This window comes from Streptomyces fradiae, from assembly GCF_041270065.1.
Taxonomy (GTDB): domain Bacteria; phylum Actinomycetota; class Actinomycetes; order Streptomycetales; family Streptomycetaceae; genus Streptomyces.
This window is the reverse complement of the sequence record NZ_CP065958.1, coordinates 6,560,018-6,580,678: the sequence shown is the minus strand read 5'-3', so window position 1 is coordinate 6,580,678 and position 20,661 is coordinate 6,560,018. Positions and strand designations below refer to the sequence as shown.

Sequence of the window (20,661 nt, the reverse complement as noted above, 5' to 3'; positions counted from 1 at the left end):
ATGTCAGGCCGCCGTACGGGCGCGCAGCCGGTTCAGGTGCTCGAGTCCGGCGAGCACGGCGGGGGTGGGCAGGCCGAAGTCGATCAGGCAGGCGATCTCGTCGACGCCGATGGCGCGGAAGCGCTCGACCATCCGCTCGGCCTTGTCGACGGTGCCGAGCAGGCCGCCGTCGTCGAAGTAGCGGTCGAAGGAGCGCGCGACGATGAAGTCGATGTCCTCGGGGGCGAGTTTGGAGGCGTCGACGCGCCGCCCGTCGAGCTGCGAGCCGAGCAGCAGCCCGAGCGAGCTGCGCAGGTAGTCGCCGAGCGGGGCGCGGACGGTGTCGCGTACGGCGTCCTCGTCGTCGCCGAGGAAGGCGTGCACCATGAGGGCGACGTGGCCGGTCCAGCCGTCGGGGCGGCCGAGTTCGGCGACGGCCTTGCGGTACTCGCCGATCTTGTGGGCGAGGTCGTCGAGGTCCTGGCCGAGGAGATGGGTGAGCAGGCCGGAGCCGGAGCGGCCGGCGTTGCGGAAGGTCTCGACGCCGCCGGCGCTGGTCACCCAGACGGGCAACTCGGGCTGGACCGGCGGCGGGTAGACGCCGAGCCGCTGCTCGGTGCCGACGCCGTCGGTGACGGTGATCTTCTCGCCGCGCCACAGGGCACGCACCTGCTCGACCTGTTCGAGCAGGATGGTGCGGCGGTCGGCGTAGTTCTCGGGGCGCAGGGCGAAGTCGGTGGCGTGCCAGCCGGAGGCGAAGGAGAGGCCGACCCGGCCGTGCGACAGGTTGTCGACGACCGACCACTCCTCGGCGATGCGCAGCGGGTGGTGCAGGGGGGCGACGACGCTGCCCGCCCGGATGCCGATGCGTTCGGTGACGGCGGCGATGGCGGCGCCGGTGACCGAGGGGTTGGGGTAGAGGCCGCCGAAGGGGTGGAAGTGCCGTTCGGGCGTCCACACCGCGCTGAACCCGTTGCGGTCGGCGAACTTGGCGCCCTCCATGAGGAGTTCGTAGCGGTCGGCGGTGGCCTCGGTGCTGTCGTTGGCGAAGTAGAAGAGGCTGAAGTCCATGAGTGGGCCTTCTCGTTTCGGGCGGTCAGGCGACGGCCGGTTCGGCGCCCGTCTCGGGGGCCGGAGTGCGGGTGCGTTCGGCCCAGGACGCCACGGCCGGGGCGGCGAGGCCCGCGGCGAGCAGCAGCGCGGCGAAGACCACCCAGGCGGGCCAGCCGAGCTTGACGATGAGCAGGGTGGCGAGGGCGGGGGTGACCATGGAGCCGAGCTGGGTCGACATGCCGAACATGCCCTGGTACTGGCCCTGGGCGTGGTCGGGGGCGAGGCCGAAGGCGAGCGACCACGAGCCGGCGCTGTAGAGCATCTCGCCGATGACGTGGACGGCGGCACCGGCCAGCAGCGCGGCGACGGCGACCCAGACCGGGCGGTCGGCGGCGAGCGCGAAGAGCCCGCAGCACAGGGCGAGGAAGACCCCGCAGCGGCGCAGGGTGCGGGCGCCGCCGCGGACGGTCTCGCTGCCCTTGCCGGCCCGCACCTGGAACAGCACGACCATGATCGTGTTGAGGATCAGGATGACCGAGTAGAGCCACTTGGGGGCGTCGGTGTGGCCGGTGATCCAGATCGGCAGGGCGACGGTGAGGATGGCGACGTTCATCACCAGGACCGAGTTGAGCAGGGCGACGGCCGCGTACGGCAGGTCACGGAGCACGACCCACTTGGGGCCGTTGCTCTCCTTCGGCGCCGGGTCGACGGACGGCACGGTGAGATAGGCGGCGCCCGCGATCAGGAACATGGCGCCGCCCGCGATGAGCAGGCCGACGTACGCGGGGCGGCTGTCGAACCAGAGGGCGACGGCGCCGGCCGCGGCGCCGAGGGTCACGCCGAGGTTGGACACGGCCCGCATGTACGACCAGGCGCGGACCCGTTCCTCCTGCGGGATGAGCCCGGCGATCAGCGCGCCGCGGGCGGCGTCGGTGGAGGACTCGGCCATCAGGGCGAGGCTGGTGACGACGACGAGGGCGGCGAAGCTCTCGACGAAGGCGTACGCGCCGACGAACACGCCGAGCAGCAGCAGGAAGCCGACGGTGGTGTTGCGCGGGCCGACGGCGTCGGCGAGCCGGCCGGCCGGGATGCTGGCGGCCATCGCCATGGCGGCGCCGATGCTGAGCGCGAGACCGACCTGCTCGGCGGGGATGCCGACGGTGCGGGTGAAGAACAGCACGCTGACGGCCATGAGCACGCCGTGGCCCGCGGTCTTCGCGAAGTTGCTCACACACAGGGTCCGGACGATGCCGGGCGGCGGGACGATGTCATCGAGTAGCGCCATGGTGGCCTCCGTGGCCGCCGCCGGCCGGTCCGGCCGCGGCGAGGTCGTGGGGGGTCTGGAGCTCGCTGGTGATACGCGGCCGGTCGACCTTGCCGTTGGGGTTGAGCGGCAGGCTCTCCAGGTGCCGGAATCGCCGGGGCACCATGTGGACCGGGACGCGCTTGCGCAGCCAGCGGGCGAGCGGCTGGGGTTCGAGGGGTTCGCCGGTGTGGCAGCCGACGAGTTCGACGTCGTCGCCGTCGCGCAGGGCGATGACGACGGCCTCGGCGATGTCCGGGTGGCGGCGCATCGCGGCCTCGATCTCGCCGAGTTCGATGCGGTAGCCGCGCACCTTGACCTGGTTGTCGAGGCGGCCGAGGTGCACGAGCCGCCCGTCCTCCCAGCGCACCCGGTCGCCGGTGCGGTAGTAGTGCGCCTCGGTGAGCGGGCCCTCGCCGTCGTACGGGGTGACGCCGCGCTCCTCGTCGTACGCGAGGAAGCGGCCCCGGTTGTCGGCCGGGTCGAGGTAGCCGTCGAAGCGCTGCGAACCGCGCACGACGAGCTCGCCCTCCTGGGCCGGCCGGCCGTCCTCGCCGAGGATCAGATGGTCGAGGAAGCCGTAGACGGGCCCGATCGGCACGGTGTCGTTGGAGGTCGCGGGCCAGTCGGCCGGGTCGGCGGGCAGGGCGAACTCGGTGCACGCGACGGTGAGTTCGGTCGGTCCGTAGACGTTCTCCAGGGCGGCGTGCGGGGCCACCGCGTGCCAGGCGCGGGCCTGGTCGTAGGAGAGCTGCTCGCCGATGAACACGCTGGCGCGCAGACTGGTGGCGAGCCCGGCGGGCAGGTTGTCGAGCTGGGCGCTGACCGACACCACGGACGGCACCGAGAACCAGTGGGTGATGCCGTTGTCCGCGATGTAGTCGACGGGCGACAGGAGTTCGGCCCGGCCGGGCACCACGAGGGTGCCGCCGCCGCCCCAGGTCACGAACAGGTCGAAGACCGAGGGGTCGAAGGTCAGGTCGAAGGTGTGGGAGGTGCGGCAGCCCGGGCCGATGCCGTACCGCGCGATGTTGTGCGCGAGGTACGGCGTGAGGTTGCGGTGCCGGATCGGCACGCCCTTGGGGCGGCCGGTGGAGCCCGAGGTGAACAGGACGTACGCGACGTCGTCGGGACCCGTGGTGTACGCGGGGAGCTCGGGCGCCGGCGTGTCCGCCGCGCGGCCGGCCTCGGCCACCTCCTTGGCGTCCAGGCGCAGTTCGGTGGTGACCGCGCCGGCGAGCCCGCCGTCGAGCTGGGCGGCGTCGGCGGCGTCCACGACGAGCACCTCGGCGCCCGAGAGCTCGACGATCATCCGGTTGCGGGCCACCGGGAAGCCGGGGTTGACCGGGGTGACGGTCGCGCCGAGCCGCTGGCCCGCGAGGTAGGCGGCGAGGACGGCGACGGAGCGGGTGGCCATGACGGAGATCCGCCGGGGCGCGCTGCCGTGCGCGGCCAGGATGCGGGCGGCGACGTGCTCGGCGGCCCGGCGCAGCTCGCGGTAGCTCAGGGCGGCGCCGCTCGCCTCCAGGGCCGGCAGGTCCGGGTGGCGCTCGGCGGTGCGGTCGAACCACGCGTACAGACTGCCGGGGAGCTCGTCCTCGGTGCGATGCTCAGCCATGGCTCGCCTCCGCGGGGACGGCGGGGACGGCCAGGTCGGGGGCGTCGAGCCGCATGGTGGTCGGCGGCTCCTGCCGTACGGGCTCGATGTGCAGGAGCTCGATGCCGTCGCGGTCCGGCCCGGTGACGGCGGCGGCGCACGGGCAGGCGTCGCCGGTGAAGCCCGCGAAGCGGTAGGCGACCTCCATCATGCGGTTGCGCTCGGTGCGCCGGAAGTCGGCGGCGAGGTGCACTCCCGCGGCGGCGGCCCGGTCGGTGAGCCAGCGCAGGATGACCGCGCCGGCGCCGAAGGAGACGACCCGGCAGGAGGTGGCGAGCAGCTTGAGGTGCCAGACGCCGGGGAGGCGTTCGAGGAGCACGATGCCGACGGCGCCGTGGTCGCCGAACCGGTCGCTGAGCGCGATGACCAGGACCTCGTGGTCGGGGTCGGCGAGCAGGGCGCGCAGCTCGGCGTCGCCGTAGTGGACGCCGGTGGCGTTCATCTGGCTGGTGCGCAGGGTGAGTTCCTCTACCCGGGCGAGGTCCTCGTCGGCCGCCCGCCGGATGGTCATGACGAGGTCGAGGGTGCGCAGGAACTCCTCGTCGGCGCCGGTGAAGTCCTGGCGGGCGGCCTCGCGGCGGAAGCCGGCCTGGTACATCTCGCGGCGGCGGCGCGAGTCGGCGGTGGTGACGGGGCTGAACTCGGGGCGGCCGGTGAGCTCCAGGGCCTCCTCGGCGCGGTAGCAGCGCACCTCGGGGAGGTGGTGCTCGACCTCGGCGCGCTCGGCGGGCTGGTCGTCGATGAACGCGATGGTCTTCAGGGCGAAGTTGAGCTGTTCGGCGATGTCGCGGACGGAGCCGGACTTGGGGTTCCAGCCGATCCGCGGGTGCACGAAGTACTCGGCGACGCCCAGCTTCTCCAGCTGTCCCCAGGCGTGGTCGTGGTCGTTCTTGCTGGCCACGGCCTGGAGGATGCCGCGCTCGTCGAGGGTGGTGATCACGGCGCGGATCTCGTCGGGGAGGACGACCTCGCCGTCCTCCAGCAGGGTGCCCTGCCACAGGGTGTTGTCGAGGTCCCACACCAGGCACTTGACGGTCGTGATGTCCTGCACGGTCTCGGTCACGGTCACACCTCCCACAGGGTCACGGCCCAGGCCGCGACGGGGCTGTTGTTGAGGACGAGCACGAGGTCGCCCGGGGCGAGTTCGCCGGCCGCGAGCAGCCGGTCGAGGTTGAGCACGACGTCCATGGCGCCCAGGTGGCCGTAGGCGGCGAGGTGTTCACCGCACACCGGGTGGATGGGCAGGCCGAGGAGCGTCTCGTAGAACTGGTAGGCGCTCGCCGTGACGTTCTGCATGAGGGTCGTGGCGACGGCGCCCTTGTCGACGCCGGCGTCGGCGAGCACCTCGTCGACCATGCGGGAGAGCCGCATGCGGCTGTTCATGGCGAGCTCGAAGCGGTACCGGTCGGGCGAGGCGCACTCCTCGCGCCACTCGTACTGCGGCACCTGCTTGTAGTCCACCCGGAACAGGTCGTGGAAGGTGCCGTCGGTCTCCTGGCGGTGGGCGCGCAGCACCGGCCGTCCGCCGCGGACCATGGTCATGGCGTAGGCGCCGTCGCCGATCACGGTGACCGGGTGGCGCACCCGGTCGTAGCCGGTGGGGCGGCTGCCGTGGGCGACGAGGACGCTCTGCCGGGACGGGTCGGCGAGCAGCAGGTCCCGGGCGAGCGCCCAGGCGGCGCTGGAGCCGGTGCAGCCGAGGCCGTCCAGGGTGAAGGCGAAGGCGCCGTCGAGCTTGGCCTCGGCCTGGACGCGGCAGGCGTCCGAGCCGAGCAGGACGTCGGGGGCGCGGGGCCCGACGAGGACGAGGGTGTCGGGCCGGGCGGCCCCGTCCGTCCCGTCGAGCTCGTCGAGGAGGCCCTGGACCGCCCGGACCGCGAGGTCGCCGGCGGTGGTGTCCTCCAGGACGCCGACGGTCGCGATGCCGCTGCCGCGGGCGAACTCGGCCTCCTCCGGGGTGAGTCCGGGGAACTCGGGGAGGTCGGCCAGCGGGGTGCGCACCTCGGGGAGCACGGTGTGCACCCGGCCGATGCCGATGGACAGGTCGTCGCTCATGACCACACCGCCAGGGCGTGCTTGCCGAGCAGCAGCTGGCTGATCTCGTTGCTGCCCTCGATGATCTCCATCAGCTTGGCGTCCCGGTAGGCGCGGGCCACCGGCCCGCCGTCCCGGGCGCCCGCCGAGGCGAGCACCTGGACGGCGGCGGCCGCGCCGCGGGCGGCGTGCCCGGCGGCGAGGTGCTTCGCGGTGACGGCGGAGGTGACGAGCTCGGGGCTGTTGTCGTCCCAGCAGCGGCTGGCCTGCTCGCAGCAGCGGGCCGAGGCCTCCTGGGCGACGTGCAGTTCGGCGAGGTGCCGGGCGACCAGCTGGTGGTCGGCGAGCGGGACGCCGAACTGCTCCCGGCCTGCGGCGTGCTGGGCGGCGGCGCGCAGGCAGGCCCGCAGGATGCCGACGCAGCCCCAGGCCACGGAGACCCGGCCGAAGGTGAGCGCGGAGGTGACCAGCCAGTCCACCGGGAGGCCGGCGCCGCCGAGGAGCCGGTCGGCGGGCAGCCGTACGCCGTCGAGGGTGACGTTGGCGTGTCCGGCGGCCCGGCAGCCCATCGGGTCGGCGACGCGCTCGATCCGTACGCCGGGCGCGTCGGTGGGGACCACCACGGCGCCGGCGCCCTCGCCGTGCCGGCCGAAGACGACCAGCAGGTCGGCGTAGGCGCCCACGGTGATCCAGGCCTTGCGGCCGTCGAGGACGATGCTGTCGCCCTCGGTGCGGATGGTGGTGCTCATCGCGCCGAGGTCGCTGCCGGCGCCGGGCTCGCTGAAGGCGACCCCGGCGAGCTTCCCGGAGGTCAGCTCGGCCAGGTGGACGGCCTTCTGCTCGTCGCTGCCGAGCCGCTCGACGGTCCAGGCGGCCATGCCCTGGGAGGTCATGACGCTGCGGACGGAGGAGCAGAGCGCCCCGACGTGCGCGGTGAGTTCGCCGTTGTCGGCGCTGCTGAGGCCCAGACCGCCGTACGGGGCGGGCACCTGGGCGCACAGCACGCCCTTGGCGCCCAGTTCGCGCAGCAGGTCGAGGGGCAGCTCGCCGGCCCGGTCCCAGGCGTCGGCCCGGTCGCCGATGAGGTCGCCGGTCAGCTGCTCCGCCTCGGCGCGGGCGGAGCGGCGTACGGTCGCCTCACTCATCGCCGGCGCCCCGCAGGCGCAGCACGAGGGCGGTCATGGCGTCGACGCTGCGGAAGTTGTCGAGGGTGAGGTCGGCGCCGCCGACCTGGACGCCGAAGGACTGCTCGACGTGCACCAGGAGCTCCATGGCGAACAGGGAGGTGACCAGGCCGGTGGAGAACAGGTCGACGTCGGCGGCGACGGCGGTCTTGGTGCGCTGCTCCAGGAAGGCGGTCAGCGTCTCACGGATGGCGGTGGTGTCCTGCTCGGTGGCGGCGGTGTCCTGCTGGGTGGTGGGGGTGCTCATGACGTGCTTCCTCCGTATTCGAAAAATCCGCGGCCGGTCTTGCGGCCGAAATCGCCGGCGGCGACCTTCTCCAGGAGCAGGGCGCAGGGCTCGTAGCCCGCGTCCCCGGTGCGTTCGTGCAGGACCCGCAGGGAGTCGACCACGTTGTCGAGGCCGATGAGGTCGGCGGTGGCGAGCGGGCCGGTGGTGTGGCCCAGGCAGCCCTCGAAGGCGGCGTCGACGGAGGCCGGGTCGGCCACGCCGTCGGCGACGATCCGGGCGGCCTCGTTGATCATGCGCTGCAGGATCCGGTTGATGACGAAGCCGGGTCCGTCGCCGACGACCACGCCGTGCTGGCCGAGGGCTTCGAGCAGCTCGCGGGCGTCGGCGACGGCCTGCTCCCCGCTGCGCGGCCCGCGGATCAGCTCCGAGGTGTGGATCAGGTAGGGCGGGTTCATGAAGTGGATGCCGACCAGGTCCTCGGGCCGGGCGACCGAGTCGGCCTGCTCGTCGATCGGCACGGCCGAGGTGTTGGAGATCAGCAGCGTGCCGGGGGCGACGGCGGCGGAGGCCTCGGCGAGCACCTTGGCCTTCAGCGGGGCCAGTTCGGTGACGGCCTCGACGACGGCGGTGGCGTCGGCGATGTCGGCGATCCGGGTGGTGGTGACGAGCTCGCCGGTGGCGCCCTCGCGGGGCAGCTTGCCCATCATCCGGGCGAGCCGCAGCTGGCCGGTGGCGGCGGCGCTCGCCTTGGCGAGGATCTCCTCGGAGACGTCCACCAGGATCACGTCGACTCCGCGGCCGAGGGCCAGGGTGGTGATGCCGGTGCCCATGACACCCGCGCCGATGACCGCGAGCCGGTGCCGGCGCGTACCGGCGTCCGTGGTTCCGGTGGTCGGATTGTCGCTCACTGCTGCTCCCCCTGGGTGGCGGCGGCCGCGCCCTCGGCCGCGAGGGCCGGGAGGAGCGAGCCGATGTCCTCGGTACGGTGGGCCAGGAAGGCCAGTCCGCTGCGCAGCTGCTCGCCGGTGACCAGCGGGGAGAGGCCGGCCTTGCGCAGCCAGGGCTGCCAGGCGCGGGCCTGGACGCCGGCCTCGTCGAGCTCGTGGCCCTCCATCTCGTAGAGGGCCGTGGCGGAGAGCACCTTGCTGCCGGTGGCCGTCGCCTGCTCGGCGACGAGCCGCTGCCATTCGGTCAGCGGGACGGTGCGGGTGGGCAGGCCGGCGGTCTCCAGGGCCGCGAAGAGGTCCTCCAGGCTCGGCGATATCTCGTCGACGAGGTGGTAGGCGCGGCCCACCGACCTGCCGGACAGGGCGAGTTCGGCGACGGCGCGGGCGAGGACGTCGACCGGGGAGACCGGCATGCCGCGGTCGTCGACCGGGCGGGCGCCGACGACCAGGCCGCTGGCGAGCAGGAACCAGATGAGGTCCTTGTCGTTGCAGGCGCCGGTCTTGCTGGAGGCCATGATGAGGCCGGGGCGGAAGACCCGGACGCGCATGCCGTCCTGGTCGGCCCGCTCCAGGATGCGCTCGCCGACCCACTTGCTGACGCCGTAGCCGCCGAGCTGCGGGTCGAGCGGCTGCTCGCGGGTCTCCATGAGGCGTCCGTCGCCGCCGGCGGGGGCGGTGGCGGCGACGGTGGAGATGAAGCTGATGTCGCGGATGCCCAGCGGGCGCATCCAGTTGAGGAGTCCGACGAGCGGCAGGATGTTGTCCTCGCGGAGCATCCGGTACGGCTCGGTGAAGACGACCTTGGCGGCGCAGTGCAGCACGTGGCCGATACGGCCGGCGAGTTCGCCGTCGCGGTACGTGGCGCAGACCTTCGCGATGTCGCGGAGGTCGCCGGGGACGGCGTGCACGCGCTCCGGGTCGGGCTCGGCCAGGCCGAACTTGGCGGCGGTGGCCTTGAGCCGGGCCATGCCCTCGGCCTCGTCGGCGGCGCGGACGACGCAGTAGACGCGGCCCTTGGAGGCGCGCACCAGCTCGTCGAGGAGGAAGGCGCCGAGGTAGCCGGTGGCGCCGGTGAGCAGCACGTCCTTGCCGGGCGCGGGCTTCTTGGCGAGCGGCTCCAGGGCGATCTGGAGGTCGGCGTCGACGAGGGCGCCGTCGCCGTCCGCGGCCGGGTCGACCTCCTCGTCGCCGAGTCCCGCGCCGTTCTTGAGGCCCTCGACGATGGCGGTGAGGCGGCGGACGGTGGCCTGGCTGCCGCCGGCCCGGTGGATGTTGACCAGGACGCCGAAGCGGTTCTGGATCTCCAGGACCATCTGTACGGAGAGCAGCGAGGTGCCGCCGAGCGCGGCGAACTCGTCGTCGAGGCCGATGGTCTCGTGCCCGAACAGGTCCTTCCACAGCTGGACGAGTCCGGCCTCGACGCTGCCCTCGGCGGCGGTGGAGGTGCCGCCGGTGCCGGGCGCGGCGGGGGCGGCGGCGACCGGGCCGTCGTAGGTGAGCCGGTCGAGGGCCCAGTGGCGCTTGCGGGTGAAGGGGTACGTGGGGAGGGTGACGCGGCGGCCGCGGGCGCCGTCGAGGGCGGACCAGTCGACCTCGGCGCCGTGCAGCCACGCGGTGGTGACGGCGTCGTCGAGGAGCTCGGCGAGCGCGTCGGCGTCGAGCGGAGCGTCCTGCTCAGGCAGCGCGAGGACGTGGCGGTCGCGGGCGGGCTCGCCGTGGCCGACGTACAGCGGGAACCGGCCATCGGGCAGGCTCTCCTGAGTGCCCGTCAGGGGCTCGCCGAGCTCCGGGAGCGCGGCGCGCAGTCCGGCGAGCAGCGCGGCCGGCGGCTGCGGGGCGCCGTCGGCGGGCAGCACCAGGACGGGGCGGCGGCCGGCGGAGCGCTCGGTGCGGACGGCCGGCGGGCGCGGCACGCGCAGGGCGGCGGCGAGGCGCTCGCGGGGCGCGGTGACCACCCGGCGCTCGTCGAAGACGGCGCGGCCGACCCGCAGGGTGTGGGCGACGTCCTCGGCGTCGAGGCCGCCCTCGTCGAGGGCGTCGGCGAGCCGGCGGCAGGTCTGGTCCAGCTCGGCGCGGGTGCGGGCGGACAGCACCAGGCGCACGGTGGCGCGGCGCGGGGCCGCGGGGCGGACCGGCTCCGGCGGGGCGGCGAGCACGATGGCGGCGTTGGTGCCGCCGACGCCCATGGAGTTGACCAGGACGTGCCGGTCGGCGTCGGCGCACTCCTCGCCGGTGGTGGTGACGAAGAAGGGGCTCTCGTCGAGGATGTCGGGGTCGCGCGGGCTCTCGAAGGTGGGGTGCGGCGGGATGGTGCCGGTGCGCGCGACGTGCACGGCCTTGATGAAGCCGGCGATGCCGGCGGCGGGGCCGGTGTGCCCGATGTTGGACATCACCGAACCGAGCGCGCAGTAGGCGGTCTTGTCGGTGGTGGCGCGGAACGCCCGGTTGAGCGCGATGAGTTCGATGTTGTCGCCGACCGGGGTCGCGGTGCCGTGCGCCTCGACGTAGCGCAGCTTGTCGGCGGTGACGCCGGCGGTGCCGAGGGCGGCGGCGACGACGTCGGCGACGCCGCGCGGGCTGGGGGCGACGAAGCCGAGGCGGTCGCCGCCGTCGTTGCCGACGGCGCTGCCGCGGATCACGGCGAGCACGGTGTCACCGTCCGCGAGGGCGTCGTCGAGGCGGCGCAGGGCGACGACGCCGACGCCGGAGCTGTAGGTCGTGCCGGTCGAACTCGCGTCGAAGGAGCGGCAGTAGCCGTCCTCGGAGAGCACGCCGCCGGGCTGGTGGCGGTAGCCGCGGAAGGGCTCGAGGACGGTGGCGCCGCCGGCCAGGGCGATGTCGCACTCGCCGGAGAGCAGGCTGAGGGTGGCGTAGTGGACGCCGTACAGCGAGGAGGAGCAGCCGGTCTGGATGCTCAGGGCGGGGCCGCGCAGGCCGAGCTTGTAGGCGGCGCGGGAGGTCATGAAGTCGGCCTGGCCGCCGACCGTGAGCTCCAGGTCGTCGACGGCGGCGCGCAGTCCGGACTCGCGGGCCTTGGCGGCGAGCAGGGCGGCCGAGTAGTTGCCGGCGGCGCTGCCGGCGAAGACGCCGACGACGGGGCCGGTGGTGGCGTCCTTGCGGGCCGGGTGTCCGGCGGCCTCCAGGGCCTCCCAGCAGGCCTCCAGGAAGAGCCGCTGCTGCGGGTCGATGGTCTCGGCCTCGCGGGGCGGGTAGCCGAAGAACTCGGAGGCGAAGTCCTCGACGCCGGCCAGCGAGGTGGCGACCCTGACGAAGGAGGGGTCGGCGAGCATCTCGTCGGTGACGCCGGCGGCCTTGAGCTGCTCGGGGGACATCTCGCGCATGGAGACGACGCCCCGGTCGATGTTCCGCCAGAACTCCGCCGGGGTGGCGGCGTCGGGGTAGCGCAGGCCGATGCCGACGACGGCGATGTCGGTGCTGTGGGTCATGGTCGCGGTTCCCCCGTTCACTCGGACGCGGACTGGTCGCGGCGCGCACGGCCGATGAGGCCGCCGCGGTTGCGGGCACCCAGCTCGGTCAGGGCCTCCTCGGTGCCGGAGGCGTCGCCGAGGAGGGCGACCTGGGCCTTGACGGTGCTGTGCTGGAACAGGTCGGAGACCTTCAGGGTCCGCTCGGTCAGCGGGTCCAGCTCCTCCCACAGCATGATGAGGAGCAGCGAACTGCCGCCCGCCTCCAGGAAGTTGACGTCCTCGGGTACCTGCTCGACGGTGTCCAGGTCGAGGACGTCGGCCCAGGCCTGCCGGACCCGGGTGAGCAGTTCGGTCTCGGTGAGCGGGGTCGTGGCCACGGTGTTGTTCACGAAGTGCTCCTGGTGAAGGGGTGGGAGTCGGGGTCGGCCGCGAGGTCTTCGGCGGCGGTGACCACGTCGATGAGCAGGGCCTCGGCCGTATCCCGGGTGAAGAGGTTGACGGCGTAGGCCAGGCGGAGGTCGAGCCGCTCGTCCGCCGCCTCTTCGGCGACGAGTTCGAGCTCGTACTTGATGTGCAGCGGTTCGAGCGGGAGGAGGCGGGCGGTGGTGTCGCCGGTCAGTCCGGCCGGGCCGGTGTCGCCGCTCTGGGCGCTGAGGAAGACCGGGGTGAGGGCGGGGCGGCTGAGGTCGCGGTCGCTGTGCAGCTCGTTGGCGAGGACGTCGAGCGCCACGTCGGCGTGCCGGTAGGAGACCGAACAGCTCTCCCGGACCCGGCCGAGGAGTTCCCGCCAGGTGGGTTCGCCGCGCAGGTCGAGGCGGAGGATCAGGGTGTTGACGAACATCCCGATCGCCTCGCCCGCGGCCGGGTCCTCGCGGCCGGCCCAGGGGAAGGCGAAGAGGAAGTCGCGCTGGCCGCCGCGCCGGGCGAGGGCCACCGCGAGCAGCGCCGCCGTGGTCATGAAGAGGGTGCAGCCGACGACGTCGGCGGCGACGGCGCGCAGCCGGCCCGCGAGGGCGGCGGGCAGCTCGGCGGTGAGCAAGGTCGCCTCGGTGGACTGGAGTTCGGCGCGCGGCCAGTCGTGGGGCAGGTCGATGTCGTTGGGCGCGCCGCGCAGATGGTCGAGGAGTGCGGCGGCCCGCTCGGTCTCCCGCGCCGGGGCGGGCGCCTCGGCGGGGGCGAGGTGTGCGGGGTGGACGGGCTCTGCGAGCACCGGTTCGGTGCCGGCGGCCAGGGCACGGTAGGCGGTGCCGATCTCGGCGAGCAGCAGGTCGCGGGACCAGCCGTCGGCGACGATGTGGTGCACGACCAGGGCGAGCACGGTGCGCTCCGGCCCGAGGGCGAGGATCTCGGCGCGGGCCGGGGCCTCCTTCCCGAGGTCCATGGGCGCCCAGCACAGCCGCGAGAGCCGGTTCTTCAGGGTGTCGGGGTGCCAGTCGGCGGCCTCGGTGACGGGCGTCGGCGGCGGGGTGCCGATGGTGCGGTAGCAGACGTGCCGCTTGCGCCGGTCGAGGCAGAACACCGAGGACAGCGCGGGGTGCCGGGTGAGCACCAGGTCGACGGCGCGGCGCAGCACGTCGCGGTCGACGGTTCCGGCGTACTCGACGAGGGTGGGGATCAGATAGGCGGCGCGCAGCGAGGGCAGCCGGTCGAGGAACCAGAACCGCTGCTGTACGGGCGAGGCCGGGTGGGCCTCCTGGTCCGCGGCGGCGGCTCCGGGCCGCTCTGCGGTCGCGGGCGCGGTCGCGGCCGGGGTGCCGGCGGCCGCCTGCGCGGCGGCGGCGCGGGCCTCGGTGAGGAGGCGGGCGAGTCCGGCGACGGTCGGGTCGGGCAGGAAGGCGCGCGGCGAGACGGTCAGGCCGTGCCGGCGCTTGGTCTCGGCGAGCATGGTGACGGCGAGCAGCGAGTGGCCGCCGAGCGCGAAGAAGTCGGAGGCGCCGGTGAGTTCGGCCGCGGCGGGCGCGGGCCCGAGGCCGCCGCGCTTGTCGAGGGCGGCGACGAAGAGCTCCGCGGCCTCCGCCTCGGCGCCGTGGAGGGCCGGGGTGCCAGGCATGGCCGTGGTCGCGGTCGTGGGGGCCGCCGGAGTGACGGCCGGCACCTCGGGCTCGGGCGGGAGGGCGTCGGCGGCGGGCTGGCCGGGCAGCTCCGGCAGCTCGGCGAGCGCCCGGTCGGGGTCGGCGACCGCCGCGTCGAGCAGCGCGGCCAGGCCCTCGGCGAGTCCCTTCGCGTCGGCGGGGCCGTACAGCTCGGAGTCGTACTCGATCGTGACGGACAGGCCCTCGGGCCCGTCCTCAAGCATCAGCAGCAGGTCGAACTTGGCGGTGCCGGTGCCGAGGACGACGGGCACGCTCCAGCCGGCGCCGCCGGCCCGGACCACGGGCGCGTTCTGGTAGACGAAGCCGACCTCGACCAGCGGGGTGCGGCCGGTACCGCGCGCGGCGCCGACGGCTGCGGTGAGCCGGTCGAAGGGGACCCGCTGGACGGACAGGGCCCGGAAGGCCTCCTTGCGGGTGGCCTTGCAGAGGGCGCGGAAGAAATCTGCGGCGTCGACCCGGGCGTGCAGCGGCACGGTGTTGACGAAGAAGCCGACGGCCTCCTCCAGACCGGGGTGGTCCCGGTTGGCGGTCATGGTGCCGAGCAGGAACGCGCTCCGGCCGGACCAGCGGTGCAGCAGGGCCTGGACGGCGGCGGTGAGCACGACGTACGGGGTGACGCGGAGGCCTGCGGCGAGCGTGTCGATCCCGGCGCGGACCGGCGGCGGCACGACGAGCTCGTGCCGGGCGCCGGTGCGGGCGCCGTCGGGGGCGGCCGGGCGGTCGGCGCGGCCGGCCAGGCGCAGTCCGGGGGCGACCTTCAGCAGCTCGGCGGCGCGCTCGTCGAGGGCGCGGACGGCGGCCGGCTGGTGCGCGGCGGACCGTTCCTGGGTCGCGAAGTCGGCGTAACGGGCCGGGAGTTCAGGGAGCTCGATCGGGTCCCCGGCGAGGGCGGCCGCGTAGGCGCGGGCCAGGTCGTCGAAGAGCGGGGCGAGGGACCAGCCGTCCACGGCGATGTGGTGGACGGTGAGCAGCACGGCGTCGCCGCCGGGCAGGCCCTGCCACAGGGTGCAGCGGAGCAGCGGGCCCTCGGCGAGGTCGAAGGGCGCGCGGCCGCGTTCCTCGGCCTCCCGCTCGGCGCGGGCGGCGGCGTCGGGCGCGCCGGTGAGGTCGACGACCTCGACGGGCACCGGCTCGGGGGCGAGGACGTGCTGCTCGGGGCGGTCGCCGGCGAGCCGGTAGACGGTGCGCAGCGGCTCGTGCCGGGCGGTGACCGCTTCCAGGGCGAAGGAGAGCGCCTTGGGGTCGAGGGGTTCGGGGGTACGGAAGAACAGCGGGACGTTGTACGTGGGGTTGCCGGGCGCGGTGGCGTCGGCGAACCACAGCCGCTCCTGGGCGAAGGAGAGCGGCGCGGGCTGGTTTCCGGTCACGAGGCGGCCGCCAGGGGGGTCGAGGCCACGTGCGCGGCCAGCTCGTCGAGGCTGTCGGTGAGCAGCACGGCACCGGCGTCGATCCGGATGTCGAGGCGCTGCCGCACCCGGGTGGCGATCTGCATCGCGAGGATCGAATTGCCGCCCAGGTCGATGAAGTTGGCGTCGGGGTCGACGGCGGGGAGGCCGAGCACGTCCTGCCAGATTTCCTGGAGGGCGGCCAGGACGGGGGCCGCCTCGGCCTCGGGGGTGGCGGAGGGCGGGCCCGCGTCCGGCGCGGGGGGTGCGGCGGGGGCGGCGGGGGCCGGAGCGGGAGCTTCGAGCATCCGGAGCAGCTGGGTCCGGTCGGCCTTGCCGGTGGAGCCGAAGGGGACGCGGTCGAGAACCAGCCAGCGGGCCGGGAGCATATAGCTGGGCAGGGTCTCGGCGAGCCGGCGGTTGAGGGCGGCGGGCAGTTCCGCGCGGTCGGGTGCGCCGGAGGCCGCCGAGTCGGCAGCGGGGAGTACGAAGCCGACGAGCGAGGCGGCCGGGCCCTCGCCGACCTTCTCGACGAAGGCGGAGTCGGCGAGTCCGCAGGCCATCGCGGTGCGCTCGATCTCCTCCAGCTCGATCCGGAAGCCGCGCAGCTTGACCTGCCGGTCGGTGCGGCCGAAGAGCTCGACGGCGCCGCCGGGCAGCAGCCGGCCGGTGTCGCCGGTGCGGTAGATCCGCTCGCCGGTGGCGGGATGGGTGATGAAACGTTCCGCCGTGAGCTCCGGCCGGGCCAGATAGCCGAGCGCGACGCCCGGCCCGCCGACACACAGCTCGCCGGTCTCCCCCGCCGGCACCTCGTTCAGCTCCGCGTCCAGGAGGTGGAGGGAGGTCTCCTGGAGCGGGAGGCCGACCGGCACCCGGTCGAGGCCGGCGAGCGAGGCGTCCGTGCAGTCGAAGTAGGCGGCGAAGGTGGTGGTCTCGGTCGGTCCGTAGCCGTTGACCAGGCGTCCGGGCGGGGTGGCGGCCAGGACCCGGCGCACCGCGCCGAGCTCCAGCTGCTCGCCGCCGACCACGACCGTGCCGACGGTCGCGAAGGCGTCCGCGCTCTCCCGGGCCACGGTGTGGAAGAGGGAGGTGGTGAGGAACATGTGGTCGATCCGCTCGGCGCGCAGCAGCGCCGTCCACTCGTCCATGGCCAGCTCGGTCACGGACGGGAAGACCACGACGGTCGCGCCGCCGCACAGCGCGTTCCACAGCTCGAAGGTGGTGGCGTCGAAGGCCGGGTTGGCGGAGCTCGCCACCCGGTCGCCCTGCTCCACGCTGCAGAACAGGGCGCCGAGCGCGAGCCGCAGCACGGCCCGGTGGGGGACGACGACCCCCTTGGGGCGGCCGGTGGAACCGGAGGTGAAGTTCACGTACGCCGGGGCGTCCCGGTCGCCGGCGGGCTCGGGGACCGGCCGGCCCGGGTCGCGCTCCGGCAGGTCGAGCGGCTCGACGCCCGCGGGCAGCCAGGACGCCAGGTCCGCCCAGCGGCCGGCGGCGCCCGGGGCGCGGACGATCACGCCCGAGCCGGACTCACCGACGATGTCGGCGAGCCGGGTGGTCGGGGCGAGCCCGTCGAGCGGGAGGTAGGCGGCGCCGCAGCGCAGGATGCCGAGGAAGGTGACGATCAGATCGGCCGAGCGGTCCTGGGCGACGGGTACGAGGTCGCCCGGGCGGACTCCGCGGTGCGCGAGCTCGGCGGCCAGCCAGCCGGCGCGCTGCCACAGCTCCCGGTACGAGAGCGACCGGCCCTCCGCCGGATCGCGTACGGCACAGGCCTCAGGCTGTCGCTCGACCCACCGTGCCACGACCTCGTGCACGCTGACTGCCGCCATTTCTACCCCTCCCCTTAATCCCGGATGAACTGCGTGTGACGCGGCGCCGTGAGTGCGGCGCTACGAGTGCCGCGCTGCGAGTGCGGCGCTACGAGGCGGTGCTCAGCCCCAGCCGTGGTCGTCGGTCGCGCCGGCGAGGACGAGGCGCCCGTCGCCGGAACCGGCGTCGGCGGTGGCCGCCTTCTTTCCCCAGCCGTGATCCGCCGTGATCCGCTGCGTCGTGTCGGCCGCGTTGCCGACACCCTCCAGGAGTTCACCCGAGACGACCGGAGCGGCCGCGAGGAAAATGGCCGAAACAGCCATTCCGGCGGACTTGACGAACCGGTTGGTAAGCATCTCTCTCCGTTTCGATGGACGGCCGTCGCTATTTCCCGGCCGCGTTCGCTTTCCGACCTCCACATCGTGTGGGGAGCGAGGAGCGGGGATCAACAAATGGCGCGCGCACGCCTGTGCGGCGCACGTTCATGCGGAGGGACGAAACGGACATCGCCGACTGCCGTACTGGGCGGGTCCGTTGGCGCTCGCCTAGGCTGGGCGGCGTTCACCAGGGGTGCGGACGCCCGTCACCGGCCGGCCGCACCACCCTGACCCGTCGCCCGATCCGACGCCCGATCCCAGCCCTCAGGGAGGCTTGCGTGACCCTCTTCGGCCACGACCTGACAGACTCCGCCCAGCTACGCCCACTGGAGCCGTGGCAGGCGGGAGAATTCGCCGCGTACGTGGACCGGGTGCGCCCGCATCTGGCCCCCTGGCTGCCGTGGGCGCACTTCATCGTGGACGCCGATTCCGCGCGGAATTTCCTCCAGCGGTACGCCGACACACAGAGTCAGGACGGCGGCCGGATTTTCGGGATCTGGGTCGACGGAAAACTGGAGGGCGGTGCGCTCTTCCGTATCTTCGACGTGCCCACCGGGGTATGCGAAATGGGTGTCTGGCTCTCCCCCGACGCACAGGGAAAGGGCCTTGTCACGCTCGCCGCGCGGCATCTCGCGGACTGGGCGCTGAAGGTACGCGGAATGCACCGGGTGGAATGGCGGGTGACGCCCGCGAACGACCGCAGCATTGCCGTCGCGAAGCGCCTCGGAATGCAGTACGAGGGCACGCTGCGTGAGGTGTTCGCCTTCAACGGCGCGCGTCAGGACCTGGAGATCTGGGCGCTGCTCGCGACCGAGCAGGCGTGACCGCGACCCGTCCAACAGAAGAGGCGAGGAACGCTCTCCTCGCCACTCTTAACTTATAGCGCATGGGGGGCCTTGCGGCAAGGCCCCCCTGCTGCCGCACAATCGCTCTCCTGACGCCGGAACCTGCGGAAATGGGAGCTTCACCACGTGCGTACGCATACGTCCGCGTTCAATCTGTCCGACCACCACTCCCCCAAGGCCGACCCGGCGCTGATCGCCGCCGACGAGCAGCACTTCACGGCCGTCGCCGAGAGCCTGGAGGAGTCGATCGCCGAGCTGTCGGACCGGCTCACCGTGCTGCGCAGGGCGCCGGGCGGGATCGGCCGCGAGGCGATGGAGCGGGACAACGAGATCCACCGGCTGACCGCCCGGCTGCGCACCCTGCGCCGCTTCGGCCTGGACCTGTGCCTGGGGCGGATCGTTCCCGCGGACTCGGCCGGACCGGGCTCCGACGGGCCCGGTTCCGCCGAGCCCGTCTACATCGGGCGGCTCGGCCTCACCGACGCCGCCGGGCGGCGGCTGCTCGTCGACTGGCGCTCGCCGGCCGCCGAACCCTTCTTCGCCGCGACCCACGCCCGCCCGATGGGCCTGGCCAGCCGCCGCCGCTACCAGTGGACCGACGGCCGGATCCACGACTACTGGGACGAGGTGTTCAGCGCCGACGGCCTCGAAGGGCACGCGGCGCTCGACGACCAGTCCGCGTTCATCGCGAGCCTCGGCTCCAACCGCTCCGAGCGCATGCGGGACGTGCTGGCCACGATCCAGGCCGACCAGGACGCGATCATCCGGGCCGGCTCGCGCGGCGCGCTGGTCGTCGACGGCGGCCCGGGCACCGGCAAGACCGTCGTCGCCCTGCACCGCACCGCCCATCTGCTCTACGCCGACCCGCGCCTCGGCCACCGGCGCGGCGGCGTCCTCTTCGTCGGCCCGAGCAGGCCCTATCTGGCGTACGTCTCCGACGTGCTGCCCAGCCTCGGCGAGGAGGGCGTGCGCACCTGCACCGTGCGCGACCTGGTCCCCGAGGGCGCCACCGCGGTGCCGGAGAGCGACCCGGAGGTGGCGCGGCTGAAGTCCTCCGCCGAGATGGTGCGCTCGATCGAGCTCGCGGTGCGGTTCTACGAGGAGGCGCCGACGCAGGCGCTGACCGTCAGCACCCCGTGGGCGGAGCTGCGGCTCACCGCCGACGACTGGGCGGAGGCCTTCGAGGCCGCCGACGGCGTGCCGCACAACGAGGCCCGCGAGCGGATCTGGGCGGAGCTGGGCAGCCTGCTCCTGGAGAAGCTGGACGAGGACACCGAGGTGCCCGAGGAGCCGTTCCGCCGGGCGCTGCGCGCCGACCGCGAGCTGGCCGAGACGCTGCACGGGGCCTGGCCGGTGCTCGATCCGGCCGACCTGGTGGGCGACCTCTGGTCCGTACCGGCGTATCTGCGGCTCTGCGCACCGTGGCTGTCGCGGGACGAGGTGCGGCTGCTGCAACGCGCGGACGTCCGGGCGTGGACGGTGTCCGACCTGCCGCTCCTGGACGCGGCGCGGCAGCGGCTCGGCGACCCGGAGGCGGGGCTGCGGCTGCGCCGCTACGAGCAGGCGCTCGCCGACCAGCGCCGGGAGATGTCGGCGGTGGTCGACAACCTGATCGCGGCGGCCGCCGACTCCGGCGCGGACGGGGACGACGGCGAGGGTCTGGTACGGATGCTGCGCGGCGAGGACGCGAAGGTCAGCCTGGTCGACGAGAGCGTCCTGCCGGGCGCCGAACGGGACGCGCTCGCCGGGCCGTTCGCGCACATCGTGGTCGACGAGGCGCAGGAACTCACCGACGCCGAGTGGCAGATGCTGCGGCTGCGCTGCCCGTCGCGCTCCTTCACGGTGGTCGGCGACCGCGCGCAGGCCCGGCACGGCTTCACCGAGTCGTGGCGGGAGCGTCTGGAGCGGGTCGGCCTGGACCGGGTCGAGATGGCCTCGCTGAGCATCAACTACCGTACGCCGGAAGAGGTGATGGCCGAGGCCGAGCCCGCCATCCGGGCCGCGCTGCCCGACGCCAATGTGCCGACCTCGGTGCGCCGTTCCGGCGTGCCGGTGGCGCACGGCGCGGTCGCGGACCTGGACGGGATCCTGGACGCGTGGCTGGCCGAGCACGCCGAAGGGACCGCCTGTGTCATCGGCGGTCCCGCGGTGCGGGGCAGGGAGCGGGTCTTCTCGCTCACCCCGGAGCTGTCGAAGGGCCTGGAGTTCGACCTGGTGGTCCTGGTCGATCCCGAGCGGTTCGGCACCGGCGTCGAGGGCGCCGTCGACCGCTATGTCGCGATGACCCGGGCGACCCGGCAGCTCGTGATCCTCACGAGCGCCTGAGTCAGCCAAG

At 74.0% G+C, this 20,661-nt stretch carries 15 protein-coding genes; 2 read left to right on the top strand and 13 right to left on the bottom strand.

Annotation, left to right across the window (positions count from 1 at the left end):
- Window positions 1-3: 3 nt before the first annotated feature.
- From JAO84_RS29835 to JAO84_RS29775, 13 genes are all read right to left on the bottom strand, one after another.
- Window positions 4-1,050 (bottom strand): MupA/Atu3671 family FMN-dependent luciferase-like monooxygenase, encoded by a 1,047-nt coding sequence (locus tag JAO84_RS29835; RefSeq protein WP_370415605.1) that lies wholly within the window; start codon window positions 1,048-1,050, stop codon window positions 4-6.
- Between the two features lie 25 nt (window positions 1,051-1,075).
- Window positions 1,076-2,317, bottom strand: coding sequence for an MFS transporter (locus JAO84_RS29830; RefSeq protein ID WP_370415604.1), 1,242 nt, complete (start codon window positions 2,315-2,317; stop codon window positions 1,076-1,078).
- Entirely contained in the window at window positions 2,301-3,953 is a 1,653-nt protein-coding gene (locus JAO84_RS29825; RefSeq protein WP_370415603.1) for an amino acid adenylation domain-containing protein, read from the bottom strand. Before JAO84_RS29825 ends, JAO84_RS29830 begins: the two co-directional genes overlap by 17 nt.
- Complete coding sequence (locus tag JAO84_RS29820; protein WP_370415602.1) at window positions 3,946-5,055, bottom strand: HAD-IIIC family phosphatase; 1,110 nt, start codon at window positions 5,053-5,055, stop codon at window positions 3,946-3,948. Before JAO84_RS29820 ends, JAO84_RS29825 begins: the two co-directional genes overlap by 8 nt.
- Before the next feature lie 2 nt (window positions 5,056-5,057).
- The gene (locus JAO84_RS29815) at window positions 5,058-6,047 is read right to left on the bottom strand and encodes a 3-oxoacyl-[acyl-carrier-protein] synthase III C-terminal domain-containing protein (protein ID WP_370415601.1); all 990 of its coding nucleotides are present in this window, start codon (window positions 6,045-6,047) and stop codon (window positions 5,058-5,060) included.
- Entirely contained in the window at window positions 6,044-7,171 is a 1,128-nt protein-coding gene (locus JAO84_RS29810) for an acyl-CoA dehydrogenase family protein (protein WP_370415600.1), read from the bottom strand. Before JAO84_RS29810 ends, JAO84_RS29815 begins: the two co-directional genes overlap by 4 nt.
- Window positions 7,164-7,457: an acyl carrier protein gene (locus JAO84_RS29805; RefSeq protein ID WP_370415599.1), complete on the bottom strand. Its 294-nt coding sequence runs from the start codon at window positions 7,455-7,457 to the stop codon at window positions 7,164-7,166. Before JAO84_RS29805 ends, JAO84_RS29810 begins: the two co-directional genes overlap by 8 nt.
- The gene (locus tag JAO84_RS29800; protein ID WP_370415598.1) at window positions 7,454-8,347 is read right to left on the bottom strand and encodes a 3-hydroxyacyl-CoA dehydrogenase family protein; all 894 of its coding nucleotides are present in this window, start codon (window positions 8,345-8,347) and stop codon (window positions 7,454-7,456) included. Before JAO84_RS29800 ends, JAO84_RS29805 begins: the two co-directional genes overlap by 4 nt.
- Window positions 8,344-11,832 (bottom strand): beta-ketoacyl synthase N-terminal-like domain-containing protein, encoded by a 3,489-nt coding sequence (locus JAO84_RS29795; RefSeq protein ID WP_370415597.1) that lies wholly within the window; start codon window positions 11,830-11,832, stop codon window positions 8,344-8,346. Before JAO84_RS29795 ends, JAO84_RS29800 begins: the two co-directional genes overlap by 4 nt.
- Window positions 11,833-11,849: 17 nt before the next feature.
- Window positions 11,850-12,203 (bottom strand): phosphopantetheine-binding protein, encoded by a 354-nt coding sequence (locus JAO84_RS29790; protein ID WP_370415596.1) that lies wholly within the window; start codon window positions 12,201-12,203, stop codon window positions 11,850-11,852.
- Window positions 12,200-15,274: a condensation domain-containing protein gene (locus tag JAO84_RS29785; RefSeq protein ID WP_370415595.1), complete on the bottom strand. Its 3,075-nt coding sequence runs from the start codon at window positions 15,272-15,274 to the stop codon at window positions 12,200-12,202. Before JAO84_RS29785 ends, JAO84_RS29790 begins: the two co-directional genes overlap by 4 nt.
- Window positions 15,271-17,124, bottom strand: a complete 1,854-nt coding sequence (locus tag JAO84_RS29780; protein ID WP_370415594.1) for an amino acid adenylation domain-containing protein — start codon at window positions 17,122-17,124, stop codon at window positions 15,271-15,273. Before JAO84_RS29780 ends, JAO84_RS29785 begins: the two co-directional genes overlap by 4 nt.
- Window positions 17,125-17,226: 102 nt before the next feature.
- Window positions 17,227-17,460: a hypothetical protein gene (locus tag JAO84_RS29775; protein WP_370415593.1), complete on the bottom strand. Its 234-nt coding sequence runs from the start codon at window positions 17,458-17,460 to the stop codon at window positions 17,227-17,229.
- 299 nt (window positions 17,461-17,759) lie between these two features.
- Between JAO84_RS29775 and JAO84_RS29770 the strand changes: the two genes are divergently transcribed.
- Window positions 17,760-18,305: a GNAT family N-acetyltransferase gene (locus tag JAO84_RS29770; RefSeq protein ID WP_370415592.1), complete on the top strand. Its 546-nt coding sequence runs from the start codon at window positions 17,760-17,762 to the stop codon at window positions 18,303-18,305.
- 147 nt (window positions 18,306-18,452) lie between these two features.
- Window positions 18,453-20,651: an RNA polymerase recycling motor ATPase HelR gene (helR, locus tag JAO84_RS29765; protein WP_370415591.1), complete on the top strand. Its 2,199-nt coding sequence runs from the start codon at window positions 18,453-18,455 to the stop codon at window positions 20,649-20,651.
- Window positions 20,652-20,661 lie beyond the last annotated feature (10 nt).